Origin of the sequence: Geodermatophilus chilensis, from assembly GCF_002802985.1 — a bacterium.
Classification (GTDB): Bacteria; Actinomycetota; Actinomycetes; order Mycobacteriales; family Geodermatophilaceae; genus Geodermatophilus; species Geodermatophilus chilensis.
On sequence record NZ_NVPT01000002.1, the window covers coordinates 39,614 to 55,428 of the forward strand.

15 protein-coding genes are annotated in these 15,815 nt (G+C 72.3%); 4 read left to right on the plus strand and 11 right to left on the minus strand.

The window, feature by feature from the left end:
- Positions 1-26: 26 nt before the first annotated feature.
- On the minus strand, positions 27-1,205 hold the full coding sequence (gene hsaA, locus CNO22_RS00640; protein WP_100497423.1) for a 3-hydroxy-9,10-secoandrosta-1,3,5(10)-triene-9,17-dione monooxygenase oxygenase subunit: 1,179 nt from the start codon (positions 1,203-1,205) through the stop codon (positions 27-29).
- Between the two features lie 163 nt (positions 1,206-1,368).
- Between hsaA and CNO22_RS00645 the strand changes: the two genes are divergently transcribed.
- The 3 genes from CNO22_RS00645 to CNO22_RS00655 all read left to right on the plus strand — a co-directional run bounded on the left by CNO22_RS00645 (position 1,369) and on the right by CNO22_RS00655 (position 3,690).
- A complete protein-coding gene (locus CNO22_RS00645; RefSeq protein ID WP_100497424.1) occupies positions 1,369-2,532 on the plus strand; it encodes a Rieske 2Fe-2S domain-containing protein in 1,164 nt (387 codons plus the stop codon).
- Positions 2,532-2,807, plus strand: a complete 276-nt coding sequence (locus tag CNO22_RS00650; protein WP_100497425.1) for a ferredoxin — start codon at positions 2,532-2,534, stop codon at positions 2,805-2,807. Before CNO22_RS00645 ends, CNO22_RS00650 begins: the two co-directional genes overlap by 1 nt.
- 94 nt (positions 2,808-2,901) lie before the next feature.
- On the plus strand, positions 2,902-3,690 hold the full coding sequence (locus CNO22_RS00655) for an SDR family NAD(P)-dependent oxidoreductase (protein WP_100497426.1): 789 nt from the start codon (positions 2,902-2,904) through the stop codon (positions 3,688-3,690).
- Positions 3,691-3,916: 226 nt separating this feature from the next.
- Here the strand turns inward: CNO22_RS00655 and CNO22_RS00660 are convergent, their stop codons facing one another.
- The 9 genes from CNO22_RS00660 to CNO22_RS00700 form a co-directional block, all read right to left on the minus strand.
- Positions 3,917-5,380 carry an FAD-dependent oxidoreductase gene (locus CNO22_RS00660; protein WP_100497427.1) on the minus strand — a complete coding sequence of 488 codons (1,464 nt, stop codon included), beginning with the start codon at positions 5,378-5,380 and terminating at the stop codon, positions 3,917-3,919.
- Positions 5,377-6,288 (minus strand): VOC family protein, encoded by a 912-nt coding sequence (locus tag CNO22_RS00665; RefSeq protein WP_100497428.1) that lies wholly within the window; start codon positions 6,286-6,288, stop codon positions 5,377-5,379. The genes CNO22_RS00660 and CNO22_RS00665 overlap by 4 nt, the downstream gene beginning before the upstream one ends.
- 28 nt (positions 6,289-6,316) lie before the next feature.
- The gene (locus CNO22_RS00670; protein ID WP_100497429.1) at positions 6,317-7,501 is read right to left on the minus strand and encodes an acyl-CoA dehydrogenase family protein; all 1,185 of its coding nucleotides are present in this window, start codon (positions 7,499-7,501) and stop codon (positions 6,317-6,319) included.
- A gap of 8 nt (positions 7,502-7,509) precedes the next feature.
- Complete coding sequence (dmpG, locus tag CNO22_RS00675; RefSeq protein ID WP_100497430.1) at positions 7,510-8,589, minus strand: 4-hydroxy-2-oxovalerate aldolase; 1,080 nt, start codon at positions 8,587-8,589, stop codon at positions 7,510-7,512.
- A 10-nt stretch (positions 8,590-8,599) separates the two neighbouring features.
- Positions 8,600-9,529, minus strand: coding sequence for an acetaldehyde dehydrogenase (acetylating) (locus CNO22_RS00680; RefSeq protein WP_100497431.1), 930 nt, complete (start codon positions 9,527-9,529; stop codon positions 8,600-8,602).
- Complete coding sequence (locus CNO22_RS00685; RefSeq protein WP_100497467.1) at positions 9,526-10,323, minus strand: 2-keto-4-pentenoate hydratase; 798 nt, start codon at positions 10,321-10,323, stop codon at positions 9,526-9,528. Before CNO22_RS00685 ends, CNO22_RS00680 begins: the two co-directional genes overlap by 4 nt.
- A 121-nt stretch (positions 10,324-10,444) precedes the next feature.
- Positions 10,445-11,479, minus strand: a complete 1,035-nt coding sequence (locus CNO22_RS00690; protein WP_100497432.1) for a ferredoxin--NADP reductase — start codon at positions 11,477-11,479, stop codon at positions 10,445-10,447.
- Between the two features lie 16 nt (positions 11,480-11,495).
- Positions 11,496-13,193, minus strand: coding sequence for an FAD-binding protein (locus tag CNO22_RS00695; RefSeq protein ID WP_100497433.1), 1,698 nt, complete (start codon positions 13,191-13,193; stop codon positions 11,496-11,498).
- Positions 13,190-14,056 (minus strand): alpha/beta fold hydrolase, encoded by an 867-nt coding sequence (locus CNO22_RS00700; protein ID WP_100497434.1) that lies wholly within the window; start codon positions 14,054-14,056, stop codon positions 13,190-13,192. The genes CNO22_RS00695 and CNO22_RS00700 overlap by 4 nt, the downstream gene beginning before the upstream one ends.
- A 216-nt stretch (positions 14,057-14,272) precedes the next feature.
- Between CNO22_RS00700 and CNO22_RS00705 the strand changes: the two genes are divergently transcribed.
- On the plus strand, positions 14,273-14,869 hold the full coding sequence (locus CNO22_RS00705) for a flavin reductase family protein (RefSeq protein ID WP_232806696.1): 597 nt from the start codon (positions 14,273-14,275) through the stop codon (positions 14,867-14,869).
- Positions 14,870-14,916: 47 nt separating this feature from the next.
- On the opposite strand, the gene CNO22_RS00710 is transcribed toward CNO22_RS00705, so the two are convergent.
- Positions 14,917-15,810: an IclR family transcriptional regulator gene (locus CNO22_RS00710; protein WP_100497435.1), complete on the minus strand. Its 894-nt coding sequence runs from the start codon at positions 15,808-15,810 to the stop codon at positions 14,917-14,919.
- Between the last annotated feature and the right edge of the window lie 5 nt (positions 15,811-15,815).

Genomic DNA, 15,815 nt, shown 5'->3' on the forward strand with positions numbered 1-15,815 from the left:
GGGGCCTCGTACGTCCGGGCGGTGACTCAGACGAGGTTGTCCTCCACCGCGAGACCGAAGGCGCCCTTGCCGTACAGGGCCAGGGCCCGCTCGACGTCGTTGGCCACGTGGACACTGCCGGCGTGGACGTCGCGCCACGCGCGCTCGATCGGGTTGCCGCGGCGTAGCGAGTTCCCGCCGGCGGTCTTGAACAGCAGGTCGGCGGCGGCCAGTGCGCGCTCGGTGGCCCGCACCTGATCGCGGCGGGTTCGCAGCCGCAGCTCCATGGGGATCTCCTCCCCCACCACGGCCGACCGGTAGAGCTCGCTCATGTTGCGGTCCATCTGCAGCATGGCCGCGTCGATCTCCGAGGCCACGCGGGCGACGGCGACCTGCGCGAACGCGTCCTCGGCGAACCGGCCGCCGCCCAGGGACAGCCGGACCCGGTCGCGCATGGCGCCGATGTAGGAGTCGTAGCAGCCCTGGACCGCGCCGACGAGCGGCGACGCCACCGCCGAGGTGAACACCGCCCCGAACGGCATCTTGTAGAGCGGCCCGGGGTTGACCCGCTGCCCCGGTCCGCGCAGCTGGGAGTGCTCGAAGTTGCGCAGCACCCGGTGCTCGGGCACGAAGGCCCCGGTCACCTCGATATCGTTGCTGCCGGTGCCGCGCAGCCCCATGACGTCCCACACGTCGTGGACGACGTAGTCCGCGCGCGGCACCAGCACGGTGAGGAAGTCCAGCGGCCGGCCGTGGGCGCCGACGACCAGCGCCCCGAGCAGCGCCCAGCCGACGTGGTCGCAGCCGGAGGAGAAGCTCCACCGGCCGGTGAGCCGGTAGCCGCCGTCGACCTCGGTCAGGCGCCCGACGGGCGCGTAGCTGGAGGAAATCAGCGTGTCGGGATCGCTCCCCCACACGTCGTCCTGGGCGCCCTCGGGGAAGAGCCCGAGCTGCCAGGGGTGCACGCCGACGACCGAGGTGACCCAGCCGGTCGATCCGCAGGCCCCCGCCACTGCCCGCACCACCCGGAAGAACGCGGTGGGGTCGCACTCGCTGCCGCCGTACCGCTTGGGCTGCAGCATGCGGAACACACCCGCGTCGACCAGCTCGGCGATCGTCTCCTGCGGTACGCGGCGGATCTCCTCCGCCCGCGCAGCCCGCTCGGCGATGGCCGGCAGCAGGGCCGCCACCCGGGCCTGGACCGTGGCCGCTCCGGCGTCGCTCATCCCGGTTCCTCCTCGCGCGTCGACCCGTGGCACGTCGCCGATGGTGCGCCGGGACGCAGGCTCGTCCCAGCGACCTTTCCGATGAGTGAGACCCGCCACCCCGGGCCGGAGGGGCCGACCTACGTTGCCCTCCGATACCAGGACTCGAGGGGATGGTCGGGCAATGACTGCTGTGCAGGACACGGACGAGATCCGCCGCATCGAGGCAGAGGCGGCGCCGACGCGTTTCGCGCGTGGTTGGCACTGTCTCGGGCTGATCCGCGACTTCGCCGACGGCAAGCCGCACTCGATCCTGGCGTTCGGGCAGAAGCTCGTCGTCTTCCGGGGAGAGGACGGCTCCATCAACGTCCTCGACGCCTACTGCCGGCACATGGGCGGTGACCTGTCGCAGGGCACCGTGAAGGGCAACGAGGTCGCCTGCCCCTTCCACGACTGGCGCTGGGGCGGCGACGGCAAGTGCAAGCAGATCCCCTACAGCCGGCGCGTGCCGCTGCGGGCCCGCACCGCGGCCTGGCCGACCCTGCAGCAGGACGGGATGCTCTTCGTCTGGAACGACCCCGAGGGCAACCCCCCGCCGGCCGACGTCACGATCCCGCGCATCGAGGGCGCGACCAGTGACGAGTGGACCGAGTGGCGCTGGTACTCCACCGTCGTCAACACCAACTGCCGCGAGGTCATCGACAACAACGTCGACATGGCCCACTTCTTCTACGTGCACGGGTCGTTCCCGACCTACTTCAAGAACATCCTCGAGGGCCACACCGCCACCCAGGTGATGAAGGGCCTCAGCCGGGAGGACGTCCGTCCGCCGGCCAAGGAGGGCCAGCCCAAGCTGCTGGGCAACACCTCGGTGGCCACGTACCACGGCCCGTCGTTCATGATCGACGACCTGACGTACCACTACGAGAACATGGACCTGCAGTCCGTGCTCATCAACTGCCACTACCCGATCGACGCCAACAGCTTCGTGCTCCAGTACGGCGTGATCGTCAAGCGCTCCGAGCACCTGCCCGGGGACGCCGCCGAGCAGCTGGCCATCGGCATGGGCGACTACATCCGCATGGGCTTCGAGCAGGACGTGCAGATCTGGAGGAACAAGACCCGGATCGACAACCCGCTGCTGTGCGAGGAGGACGGGCCGGTCTACCAGCTGCGCCGCTGGTACGAGCAGTTCTACGTGGACGTCGCCGACGTCCAGCCGGAGATGGTGGAGCGCTTCGAGTACGAGCTGGACACCACCCGGCCGATCGAGTCCTGGCGCAAGGAGGTCGAGGCCAACCTCGCCCGCCGCGCCGCGGCCGCCGCCGATCAGCCGCAGCCGGCCTGATGACCGTCCGCGCAGACAACCGCTTCCTGGACACGCCCATGCGCGCGGTCGAGTGCCGGCGCTGCTCGGCGCGGGTGGAGGTCCGCAAGAGCAGCTGGCACCAGACCAGTGTTCAGTGGGACGCCGCGGCCACTGCCGCCTGCCACGAGCGCCCACACGCGCAGCCGCTGCCCGGCCCGAACGGCAAGTTCTTCGAGTCCTGCTCGGCGCTGCAGGCCTCCATCCAGGAAGCCGCACTCGGCGGCGCCGTCCCGGTTCCCGACGACGGCTACTGATCCACCGCGACGACCGGATCGGCGAAGTAGCCGCCATGAGGACCATGTGGCGACCACTTCGCCGATGTGGCCGCGCCAGGAGGAGGAACCACGCATGATCGACGCCGCCACCTACGGCCCCTGGGCGGTGATCGCGGGCGGGTCCGAGGGTGTGGGCGCCTCCTTCGCGCACCAGCTCGCCGACGCCGGCATCAACCTGGTCCTGATCGCACGCAAGCCCGGCCCCCTCACCGAGACCGCCGCGGCGGTCCGCGCCCAGGGGGTGCAGGTGCGCTCCCTGGAGCTGGACCTGCTGGACCCCGGGGCGCTCAGAGCGATCCGCGGCGTCACCGACGACGTCGAGGTCGGCCTGCTGGTCTTCAACGCCGGCGCGAACAGCTATGGCCACGAGTTCGTGACCAGCGACCTGGACATGGTGCAGGGCGTGGTGGATCTGAACATCACCGCGCAGCTGGCGCTGACCCACCACTTCGGCGCGCTCATGAAGGAGCGAGGGCGGGGCGGCATCCTGTTGGTCGGCTCCCTGGCCGGCTACCTGGGCACGGCGCACACCAGCGTCTATTCGGCGGCCAAGGCATTCGGCCGGGTCTTCGCCGAGGGGCTGTGGCTGGAGCTCCGCGAGCACGGCGTGCACGTCCTGGAGCTGGTCCTCGGGGTCACCCGCACGCCGGCGATGGAACGGGCCGGGCTGGACTTCTCGATTCCCGGACTGAACGTGGCCGAACCTGACGACGTCGCCCGGGAGGGCCTGGCGCACCTGCCGGACGGACCGGTCTGGATCGCCGGTGGCAACGACGCGACCGCGGCCAAGCGCAGCGGTCCGGACCGTGCCGCCCTGCTGGAGAAGGCCCACGCGGGACACCAGCGCCTGATCGGCCGCTGACCCGGAGACCCACGCGCGTGGTTGCGCCAGAACGGCCCTTTCCGGGTTTCCGGGAGGGGCCGTTCGGTGCCGGGGCCCGTGCGCGGGACGACGTCAGGCGTGCGAGCCGCCGTCGAGGCGGAATGCGGCGGCACCTGAGGTAGGCGCCGTCGGCGGACCGCCAACGGCGATCACCGCCCGCGAGGTCCTCGTCGTCCCGGTTCTCCCGTCCTCGGCTCGGGTGCTGTCACCGGGCCGCCGCGCGGCCGGCGCGGCGCCCGAAGAAGGTGCCGTCACCCAGCGAGGTGCCGCTGATGTAGCCCTCCCCATGGATGCCGGCGCTGGCCCGCCCGGCGGCGAACAGCCCGGGGATCTCCCGTCCGGACACGTCGAGCACCCCGCCGTCCACGGTCGTGTGCAGCCCGCCCAGCGTGAAGCCGGCAGCGCCGGTGCCCTCCCCCGCGCTGCCCCGCCCGATGGCGAAGCCGAGCCGGGGGTCCAGTGCCGCGAACGGGGGCTCCAGCGGCCGGAGCCAGCGCGCGTGCTTGTGGAACAGCGGGTCGTCGCCCCGGGCGGCGTGCCGGTTGTAGACCTCGACGGTCGCCTGCAGTGCACCGTCGGGTATCCTCAACTCGCTCTCCAGCTCGGCGAGGGTCTCGGCGGCGTGGGTGGGCCGCACCCCCCACAGGTCCCGCTCCGGGATGGACTCCCAGCCGGCCTCGTCGACGATCACCCACCACGGCCCCGGCTGGTGCTTGACCGCCGCGGAGCTGAACAGCCCCGGGTAGACGTCCTCGTTGATGAACCGCTGGCCCAGCGCGTTGACCAGCATCCCGCGCACCATGGCGGCCGGGAGCGCGGTCAGGGCGATCTCCACCGAGCCCATCCGGCGGGTGGTGGCGCCCAGCGCGGCGGCCATGCGGATGCCGCTGCCGTCGTCCAGACCGTCGCTGACCTTGCCGTGGCCGAGCAGCACCGGGGCGTGCGCCGCGAGCATCTCCTCGTCGTCGACGAACCCGCCGGTGGTGAGGACGACGCCGCGCCGGGCCCGGTACGCGACGTCGGCGCCGTACCCCCGGGCGGTCACCCCGACCACCCGCCCGTCCTCCACGACCAGCGCCGAGGCGAGGGTGTCGGTCTGGACCGGTACGCCGGCCTCGTGCAGCGCAGCCACGAGCTTGTCCATGATCAACCAGCCGGCGAAGCCCTCGGCCGTGGGCCGGTGGCCGCGCGGCACCGGCCGGGCCAGCTGGTCGTAGGGCCAGGCGTTCTCACCCAGCCACATGAGCCCGTCGCGGGTGGGCGGCATCCATGTGGGCGCGTCGAACAGGGACTCCTGGAACTCGACTCCGAGGGAACGGAACCAGCCGAAGTGGTCGACGCTGCCGTCGCAGTACAGCCGGAGCTTCTCCTCGTCGGCGTGGGGGCCCAGGGCGGCGCGGAGGTAGGCGAACATGTTGTCCGCGTCGTCCTCGAAGCCGCACGCCTGCTGCACCGGCGTGCCCCCGCCGAGGTACAGTTCCCCTCCGGACAGTGCCGAGGAGCCGCCGGGCCCCGATGCGCGCTCGAGCACGAGCACCTCTGCCCCGGCGGCGGCCGCATCGAGGGCGGCCGCCGCACCGGCGCAGCCGAGACCGACGACCAGGACGTCGGCCTCGCCGTCGAACCGCTCGATCGCCGAGGCCGGGACCGGGGCGACCGGGCGGCTCACGCGCGCGGGGTGAAGGCGGCCAGCGGCTCGGAGCCCGACCAGTCGTGGCCCCAGTAGCTGTCGGCGGTGATCTCCTCGGCGGTGTAGGACGTCTCGTCGACCCGCATGCCCTCGCAGCCGTACTCGATGTCCCAGCCGCCGGGGGCGCGCACGTAGAACGACACCATCTTGTCGTTGGTGTGCCGGCCCAGGGTCGAGGAGATGGAGAAGCCCATCCGGTTGACGTTGTCCAGCGCGCGGCCGACGGCGTCGAGCGTGTCGACCTCGACCATGATGTGCACCAGGCCCGGCGGCTCGCCGTGCGGAGCGGGCGCGATCGCCAGGCTGTGGTGGCGGGTGTTGATGCCGAAGAACCGCACCCGTCGCGGAGACCTGCCGCCGCCCAGGCGCATGGCGCCGCGCGGCTTGAAGCCGAGCACCTCGGTGTAGAAGGCGACCGTCTCGTCCGGGCAGGTGGTGGGCAGGACGACGTGGCCCATGCCCTGGTCGCCGGTCACGAACTCCTGCGCCAGACCGGTGATGAGCGGCGAGTGGTCCAGGATCGGGGCGAAGAAGACCTCGACCGGCGTGCCGGCGGGGTCGTCGAAGGCGATCGCCGCCTCCACGCCCCGCTCGAGGCACTCCTCCTCGGAGAGCTCCTTGACCGCGACGCCCGCGGCCTCCACGGCGCGCCCGACGACGGCGAGGGCGAACTGGTCCCGCACCTCCCAGCCCACCGCGCGAACGCGGTCGGTGCCGCGGGGGACGACGACCAGCCGGGCGCGTCGCTCGTCCATCCGCAGGTAGAGGGCATCGGGGTTCGGGCCGCTGCCCACGGCGAAGCCCAGGGCGCCGACGGTGAGCTCGCGCCACCGGTCGACATCGGTGGTCTGGACCTCGATGTAGCCGAGGCCGCGGAGTTCGGTCATGGACGGGTCTCCTGTCGGGTGGTGGGCGTCAGATCATCGAGCGCATCGGGCCGGGGGGCGGCTCGATGCCGAGCTGGGAGAGCGCGGAGACGTGGAAGATCGAGCCGGGCACGTGGATGGCGTGCACCAGGCCCATGTGCGCGTCGCGCCAGAACCGCTGCAGCGGGTTGTCCATCCGCATGGCGTTGCCACCCGAGCGCGCCACGATCTCGTCGACCGCGCGCACGGCCCGCCACGCCGCCTGGGTCTGAGTGCGCCGGCCGAGCGCGCGCTCCTCGAAGGTGAACTCGTGGCCGGCCGCGGCCAGGTCGTACATCCGGGCGGCGTTGTCGAGCAGCGCGGCCCGGGATGCGGCGATCTCGCCGGCGGCCTCGCCGATCGCGTAGAGGACGTACGGGTCGTCCTTCACCTTGGTGCCGGTGATCTGCACGCGGGTGCGCTGGTAGGCCAGGTGGTGGGCCAGCGCGCCCTCGGCGATGCCGATGACCGCGGCGGTGATGCCGAGCGGGAAGGCGCAGGAGAACGGCAGGTGGTACAGCGGGTTGGTCAGCCCGGCGTCCTTGGGCTGGCTGCCGTCGATGAGCTTGGAGTTGTGGATGACGCGGTAGGACGGGATGAACGCGTCCTCGACCACGATGTCCTTGCTCCCGGTGCCCCGGAGCCCGACGACGTCCCAGGTGTCCTCCACGATCTCGTAGTCCGAGCGCGGCAGGATCACGTGGAGGTTCTGCGGCGGCTTGGCGACCTCGCCGTCCTCGTCGCCGAGGAAGGCACCCAGGAAGATCCAGTCGCAGTGGTCGGTGCCCGAGGAGAACTGCCAGCGGCCGTTGAAGACGTAGCCGCCGTCGACCGGGCGGAGCACGCCCATCGGCGCGTACGGCGAGGCGATCCAAGTGTCCTGGTCCTCGCCCCACACCTCCTCCTGCACCCGCGGGTCGGCCATGGCCATCTCCCACGGGTGGATCCCGACGATGCCGGCGACCCAGCCGGTCGAGCCGTCGAGGCTCGCGATCCTCATGACCGTCTCGGCCCACTCGACCGGGTGTGCCTCGGCGCCGCCGTGCCGAGCGGGCTGCAGCATCCGAATTACACCGGCCTCGCGCAGCGCCTTGGTCGCGACGTCGCTCAGCTTGCCGAGCTCCTCGTTGGCCGGGCCCTGCGCGGCGATCTCCTCGGCGCGCTCCTCGACGGCGGCAAGGACGGGGTTCGACATGGGGGATCTCACTTCTTCCCGGCCGGAGCAGAGTTCTTCTCTGCGAGGGCGACGGCGATGTCGATGAGCTGGTCCTCCTGGCCGCCGACCAGCTTGCGGCGCCCGGCCTCGATGAGGATCTCGGCGCCGGAGACCCCGTAGCGCTGGGCCTGGCGGTCGGCGTGCTTGAGGAAGGAGGAGTAGACGCCGGCGTAGCCAATGGTCAGCGACAGCCGGTCGAGCAGGCACTCGCCGTCCATCACCGGGCGGACGACGTCCTCGGCGGCGTCGATGATCTTGAGGGTGTCGATGCCGGTGCGGATGCCGAGCTTCTCGGCGACCGCGACGAAGCCCTCCACCGGCGTGTTACCCGCGCCGGCGCCGAAGCGGCGGGTGGAGCCGTCGATCTGCTGAGCGCCGTTGCGGACGGCGATGACCGAGTTGGCCACCCCGAGGCCGAGGTTCTCGTGGCCGTGGAAGCCGACCTGGGCGTCGTCGCCGAGCTCGGCCACGAGCGCGGCTATCCGGTCGCCGGTCTGCTCCATGATCAGCGCGCCGGCGGAGTCGACGACGTAGACGCACTGGCAGCCGGCGTCGACCATGATCCGGGCCTGCTCCGCCAGCACCTCGGGCGGCCGGCTGTGGCTCATCATCAGGAAGCCGACGGTCTCCAGGCCGAGGTCCCGCGCCAGCCCGAAGTGCTGGACGGAGATGTCGGCCTCGGTGCAGTGCGTGGCGATCCGGCAGATCGAGGCGCCGTTGCCGGCGGCCTCGCGGATGTCGTCGCGGGTGCCGAGCCCGGGCAGCATGAGGAAGGCGATCTTCGCCTGCGTGGCGGTCTTCACCGCCTCCTTGATCAGTTCCTGCTCCGGCGTGTGACTGAAGCCGTAGTTGAACGAGGAACCGCCGAGCCCGTCGCCGTGGGTCACCTCGATGACCGGCACGCCGGCGTCGTCGAGGGCGGCCACGATGGAGCGGACGTGCTCGACGGTGAACTGGTGACGCTTGGCGTGCGAGCCGTCGCGCAGCGAGGAGTCGGTGACCCGGATGTCGAGGTCGGCGCTGTATGCCTTGGCGTCCTCGAACAGGGCCTGCTGATTGAGGGTCATGTCAGTCCTCTCAGCGCGCCGCGGGGACGCGGTCGCCCAGGATCCGGGTGGCGAAGCCCTCGCCGACCGCGGTCGCGGCGGCGGTCATGATGTCGAGGTTGCCGCTGTAGGGCGGCAGGAAGTCGCCGGCGCCCTCGACCTCGATGAAGACCGCGACGCGGGCCATGCCGCCGCTCATCGGGTTCGGGTCGTCGAACTGGGGCTCGGCGCGCAGCCGGTAGCCGGGCACGTAGCCGGCGACGTCGGCGGCCATCGACCGGATCGACTCAGCGATCGCCTCGCGGTCGGCGTCCTCGGGGATGGCGCAGAAGATCGTGTCCTGCATGAACATCGGCGGCTCGGCCGGGTTGAGGATGATGATCGCCTTGCCCTTGCGGGCGCTGCCGATCACCTCGATGCCCCGTGCGGTGGCCTTGGTGAATTCGTCGATGTTGTTGCGCGTCCCGGGGCCCGCCGAGGGCGAGGCGACGCTGGCGACGATCTCGGCGTACGGCACCTCGACGACGCGGGAGACCGCGGCGACGATCGGGATGGTCGCCTGGCCGCCGCAGGTGATCAGCGAGACGTTGGGCGCGTCGACGTGCTCGCCGAGGTTGACCGCCGGCACGACGGCCGGGCCGATCGCGGCGGGCGTGAGGTCGATGGCCTGGATGCCCAGCTCGGCGTAGCGCGGGGCGTTGGCCCGGTGCACGTAGGCCGAGGTGGCCTCGAAGACCAGGTCGGGCTTCTCGTCCTGCGCCAGCAGCCAGTCGACGCCCCCGGCCGAGGCCTCGACGCCGTGCTGCGCGGCGCGCCGCAGGCCCGGGCTGTCCGGGTCGACGCCGATCATCCAGCGCGGCTCGATAAGGTCCGAGCGCTGGAGCTTGTACATCAGGTCGGTGCCAATGTTGCCGGACCCGACGATGGCGGCGGTCGCCTTGCTCGTCGCAGAGCTGGTCACTGGTCTCCCCCGGTGAAGGTCAGGGCCACGGAGCCGAGCCCGGCGAACTCGGCGCGGAAGGTGGAGCCGGCCCGGACGTCGAAGGCCCGGGTGCAGGAGCCGGGCAGGATCACGTGACCGGCCTCGAGCTTCACGCCGAAGGAGGCGACCTTGCGGGCCAGCCAGGCGACGGCGGTGGTCGGGTTGCCGAGGACGGCGCTGGTGTTGCCGCGGGCCACCTCGGCGCCGTCCTGGAACAGGACCGCGTCGATGTCGGCGGGGTCCAGGTCGGCGGGGCGCACCCGCGCCGAGCCGAGGACGACGCCGGCCGAGGATGCGTTGTCGGCGATCGTGTCGGCGAGCCCGATCCGCCAGTCGGCGATCCGGCTGTCGATGAGCTCGATGCTGGGCGCGAGGTACTCCGTGGCGGCCAGCACGTCGTCCTCGGTGCAGTCCTCGCCCGGCAGCGTGTCGCCGAGGACGTAGGCGATCTCAACCTCGATGCGCGGGTAGCAGTACCGGTCGGCCGGGACGGGCTGGTCCTCGGTCAGCACCATGGTGTCGAGCAGGTGGCCGTAGTCGGGCTCGTCGACGCCCATCATCTGCTGCATGGCCGGCGAGGAGAGGCCGACCTTGTGGCCGTGCACGCCTTCCCCGGCGTCGCGGCGGCGGCGGATGTTGAGCAGCTGGATCTCGTAGGCGTCGACGACGTCGATGTCCGCGAAGGTGCTGGTCAGCGGCTGGATCGGCGCACGGTTCCGCTCGGCGGCCCAGAGCAGGCCGGCCGCGGTCTGGCGCTGCGTGGCGGTGAGCATCCGGGGCCTCTCGGAGTCGGCCCGGCGGGGCGCCGGGATCGGTACCAGCACCGTGGCACCGGGCGGAGGGGGCCGGGCCGCACCTCCCGCTCAGTGGGAGGTGCGGCCCGGGGTGACCGGGTCAGCCCTCGTAGGTGATGGAGAGCCGGTCGCTGACCGGGAGCGCCTGGCAGGCCAGGATCAACCCGTCGGCCAGGTCGTTCTTGTCGAGCACCTCGTTGCGCTCGAGGGTCACCTCGCCCTCGAGGACGACGCAGGCGCACGCGCTGCAGGCGCCCTCGCGGCAGGAGAACGGCGCGTCCAGCCCGGCGGCGCGGAGCGCGTCGAGCAGCTTGACGCCCGTCGGCCAGGACACCGTCGACCGCTCGCCGTCCAGCTCGACGTCCACGGTGGTGACCGGGCCCTCGGTGGGCAGCTCCGCCTGGACCACCTCGGCGAACGGATCGCCGGTGAGCGAGGTGAACCGCTCGACGTGCAGCCGGTCTCCGGGCACGCCGGCCTCGGCCAGCGTGGTGACCGCGAGGTCCATGAACGGGCCGGGCCCGCAGATGAACACCTCGCGCCCGGTGTAGGGGGCGGTCAGCGCCCGGAGGCCGGCCGCGGTGGGCAGCCCCTGCACCGACTCCAGCCAGTGGACGACGGTGAGCCGGTCGGGGTGCTCCTTGGTGAGCGTGACCAGCTCGTCGCGGAAGATCACCGAGGACTCGTCGCGGTTGGCGTAGACAAGGGTCACCGCGCCGGCGCCGGCGGTGAGCACCGATTTGAGGATGCTCATGACCGGCGTGATGCCACTGCCACCGGCCAGCAGCAGCAGGTCCTCGTCCAGCGACCGCGGGCAGAACGTGCCCGACGGGCGCAGCACGTCGAGGACCGAGCCCTCGGCCGCGTTGTCGCACAGCCAGTTGGAGCCGTAGCCGCCGACGGTGCGCTTGACGGTGACCTTGAGCCGCTCGGCGCAGTGCGGCGAGCTGGACAGCGAGTAGCAGCGGGCCGCCCCGCCCTCGCGCTCGGACGGCACCCGCACGGTGAGGAACTGCCCCGGCCGGTAGTCGAGCGGGAAGGACGCCGGGTCTTCGGGCTCGAGCACCAGGGAGTGCGCGTCGGCGGTCTCGCGGACGACCTCGACGACCCGGACACGCTGGGGACCGGTGGACATGGGCGGGCTCCTGCAGTCAGGCCGGCTGGCCGAGCGGGTCGGCGGACGGGGTGGCCGGCGCGGTGGCGGCGGCGTGCCGGGCGGCGATGTAGCCGAAGACGATGGCGGGGCCGATGGTGGCGCCCGGGCCGGCGTACTCGTTGCCCATGACCGACGCCGACACGTTGCCGGTGGCGTACAGGCCGGCCACCACGCCGCCATCGGCGCGGAGCACACGGGCGTGCTCGTCGGTGACCAGCCCGCCCTTGGTGCCCAGGTCGCCGACCTCGATGCGGAAGGCGTAGTAGGGCGCCTTGTCCAGGACGTCGATGTTCGGGTTGGGCAGCGTCGGGTCGCCGTAGTACCGGTCGTAGGCGGAGTTCCCGCGGCCGAAGTCGGCGTCGACCCCGGCGCGGGCGAAGCCGTTGAACCGCTCGACGGTGGCTGCCAGCCGGTCGGCCGGGACGCCGATCTTGCCGGCCAGCTCCGCGAGGGTCCCCGCCTTGAACGCGATGCCCGCCTCGTAGAACTCCCGCGGGATCGGCATGCCGGGCAGGATCTGCGCAAACGGGTAGCGCGACCGGGCCTTGGCGTCCATGACGAACCAGGCCGGCACGTGCCCGCCGGCCAGCTGGTCGTGCACGAAGTTCACGTAGGGCGCCGACTCGTTGGTGAACCGCACCCCTTCGGCGTTGACGATGACCGACGGCGGGATGCACCGCTCCGACACCAGCGGGATCACCGCGCCGGCGGGGTGGCGGACCGAGGGCATCCACCAGGCGTCGTCCATGAGGTCGAGTGCGGCGCCGACCTGCTCCCCCGCCACGATGCCGTCGCCGACGTTCTCGCGCGCCCCGGCGCTGTAGTCGGGATGGGCGCCCTCGGGCAGGTACCTCGCCCGCAGCTCGGGGTCGTGGTCGAAGCCGCCGGTGGCCAGCAGCACGCCGCGTCGGGCGGCGACGCGCACCGTCGTCCCCTCACGGTCGACCACGACGCCGCGCACGGCGCCTGCTGCGTCGGTGACCAGCTCGGTCATCGGCGAGCGCAACCACAGCGGGATGCCGGCGTCCTTGAGGGCCATGCGCATGCGGGCGGCCAGGGCGCGGCCGCCGGTGGCCATGTGCCGGCGGCGGACGACGTTGCTCGACACCCGCCAGGCGGCGACCACCGACGCCCAGCGGCCGCGCCAGGTGCGCTTCACCATCGCCAGGTCGTGGTAGTCCTTCGCGGTCACCCACAGGCCCAGCGGACCCTTCATGCTGTTGGGCCGTTGGTACTTCTCGTCCTCGCCTAGTGTGCGGGTGTCGAACGGCTTGGCCTCGATCGATCGGCCCAGCGGACGCCCGCCCTCGAGTTCGGGGTGGTAGTCGGCGTAGCCCTTGGTCCAGGAGAACTTCATCCACCTGCTGCGGCAGAGCAGCTCCATGGCGGCGGGGCCGTGGTCGACGAAGGCGTCGAGGCGGGCGGCGGGCACCCGGCCCTCGGTGAGCAGGTCGAGGTAGCGCCGGATGGACTCACGGCTGTCGTCGTGCCCGTTGGCGCGCAGTGTCGGGTTGTTCGGGATCCAGATGCCACCACCGGAGATGGCCGTGCTGCCGCCGAACTTCCTGCCCTTCTCGACGACCAGCACGCTCATGCCCGCGTCGGCCGCGGCAAGCGCCGCGGTCATGCCGCCGCCTCCCGAGCCGACGACGACGAAGTCGTACTCGGCGTCCCAGCTCCCCGCCGCAGTCATGCCGCGTCCTTGCGGGTCAGGAAGGCCAGGACGGTGGCCTCCCAGGCCTCCTTGGCCTCGATCATGGCCCAGTGCCCGCAGTTGGGGAACACGTGCAGCTCGGCGTCGGGGATCGTGCGCATCGGGATCAGCGCCATGTCCAGGGGGCTGACGCGATCGTCGCGACCCCAGGTGATCAGGGTGCGGGCCTTGATCTTGTGCAGCATCGCCCAGTACGGCGGGGCGTCGGAGTTCCCGGCCGCGGCGTTGCGGGCCTCCATCGCCGTGCGGCCGTACATGCGGCGGGCGCTGGCCAGGGTCTCGGGGTCGGTGGCCTGGGCCCACCGCTCCTCGATCAGCTCGTCGGTGACCAGCGCAGGGTCGTGGACCATGGAGTGCAGCCACCGCACCAGCCGCTCGCGGGTCGGCTCCTCGGTGAACTCCATGAGCAGCTTGATGCCCTCGCCGGGGCCGGGGCTGAAGACGTTGCGTCCGACGCCACCGATGGTGACCAGCCGGCGGATGCGGTCGGGGTGGGCGGCGGCGACCTGCGCGGCGACGATCCCGCCCATCGAGTTGCCCACGACGTCGACCTGGTGCAGGCCCAGCCCGTCGAGGAACCGCAGCACGGAGCCGGGCGCGGCGGCCATCGGGTGCTGGTCGGTCGGGTCGCTGACACCGAAGCCGGGGAACTCCAGCACCAGGCAGCGGAAGTGCTCGGCGAAGGCGGCCAGGTTGCCGCGGTAGTTGCGCCAGCCCGTGACACCGGGACCCGAGCCGTGCAGCAGCAGCAGCGGCGGGCCGTCGCCGGCCTCGTGGTAGCGCAGCACGCCCTGGTCGGTGGCCAGCTCCCGGAGCGTGGACTCGTATGTCGGTGAGGTCATCGGCGGATCAGCTCCAGCGCACACGGGAAGGGTTCGTCGGCGAGCCCGGGCACCGTAGGCAGCCCCGGAGCACGGTCACCGGCGCACGTCCCGATCAACGGGACGCGCGCCCGGGAAGGTCGCCGGGAGGGTCCGGCGCGGCGTCCTCGCGCCCGGCTTCCGCTGACCGGGACCGGCCGCGGGGCGGAGCCGGACGCCGCTCCTACCGTCCTCGGCATGCGGACGACCGAGGCGGTCAGCGACTCCCCTCCGGCAGCGCTGGCGGGGAGCTCCGAGCAGCAGGTGGACCCGGCACCGCCCACGTCGGCCGAGATGCGCCGCGCCATGGGCGCCTTCGCCAGCGGGGTCACGGTGGTCACCGGGATGGACGGCGACGAGGCGGTGGGCTTCGCCTGCCAGTCCTTCGCCTCCGTCTCGCTCGAGCCGCCGCTGATCCTGTTCTGCGCCGACCACCGCGGGCGGGCCTGGCCCCGCATCCGCACCTCCGGGAAGTTCTGCGTCAACGTGCTCGCCGAGGACCAGACCGACGTCTGCGGCCGGTTCGGCTCGGCCCGGGGCAAGAAGTACGAGGGGCTGGAGTGGGATCGCTCGCCCTGGGGCGCCCCCGCACTGCGCGACGTCCTGCTGCGGGTGCACTGCGAGGTGTACGACGTGCACGTGGCCGGCGACCACGACGTGGTGATCGGCCGGGTGCAGCACGTGGAGTCCGGGCCCGAGACCCGGCCGATGATCTTCTTCCGCGGCCGGTTCGGGGTGGACCCCGAGCCGGAGTTCGCGCCGCCGGACTGGGGTTGGGGCGATCGCTGGGGATGAGCGACGACCGGGGCCGGCCCGGACGGCGCTGACCGGCCCCGCGCTCGTCAGAGCCAGTCGCCGTTCTGGCCGGCCAGCATCAGTCGGTCGAGGGTCTGAACCGACCAGGTGGGGCCGGCGTCGGCCGACACCGCGCGCGGGCGGCGGCGGCCGTTCCCCAGGTTCGGGTGCAGCGCCAGCGACACCTGGCGGGCTGCGTCCACGACCAGCGGAGCCACCTTCTCCAGCGGAGTCCTGGCGTCGCCGACCAGCGAGATGCTGGCCAGCGGGCCCTCGGGACCGCGGACGGCGGCTGCCACGCACGCGATCTCCGGGAAGCACTCGCCGCGTTCGAAGGCCAGGCCGCGACGCTGCCGGATTCGGTTGAGCTCCTGGTGCAGGGTGCTCAGGTCGCCGATGGTGCGGCTGGTCAGCCGGCTGATCGCCCGGCCGATCTGGACGTCGACCTGCTCGGGCTCCAGCCAGGCGAGCATGGCCTTGCCCAGCGCGGTCGAGTGGGCCGGTGCCCGGCCACCGACGCGCGAGGGGACGGCGGCGGCGAAGCGGCCGCCCACCTTGTCCAAGTAGTAGACGTCGGCCTCCTCGAGGACCGCCAAGTGGACGACCATTCCAGTCTTGATCTGCAGGTCGTGCAGCAGCGGCGCAGCGGCGACGCGAATCTCCTCGAAGCCGCCGTCCTGACCGCCGAGCCCCAGGGCGCGCCGCCCCAGCCGGTAGCCGAACGGGGTGTGCTCGAGCCAGTTGAGGCGGACCAGCTGGTCGAGGATCCGGTGCGCCGTGGACCGGGGCAGATGGGTGCGCCGGGCGACGTCCTCGAGGGTCAGCCGGGTCGACCGGCCGTCGAAGGCGTCGAGGATGAGCGTCATCCGCTCGACCATCGACGGGGGGAGCTCCGGCCGAGCGACGGAGGGGGCGACGGGCTCGGCGGCGAGAACGGTCATCGGTG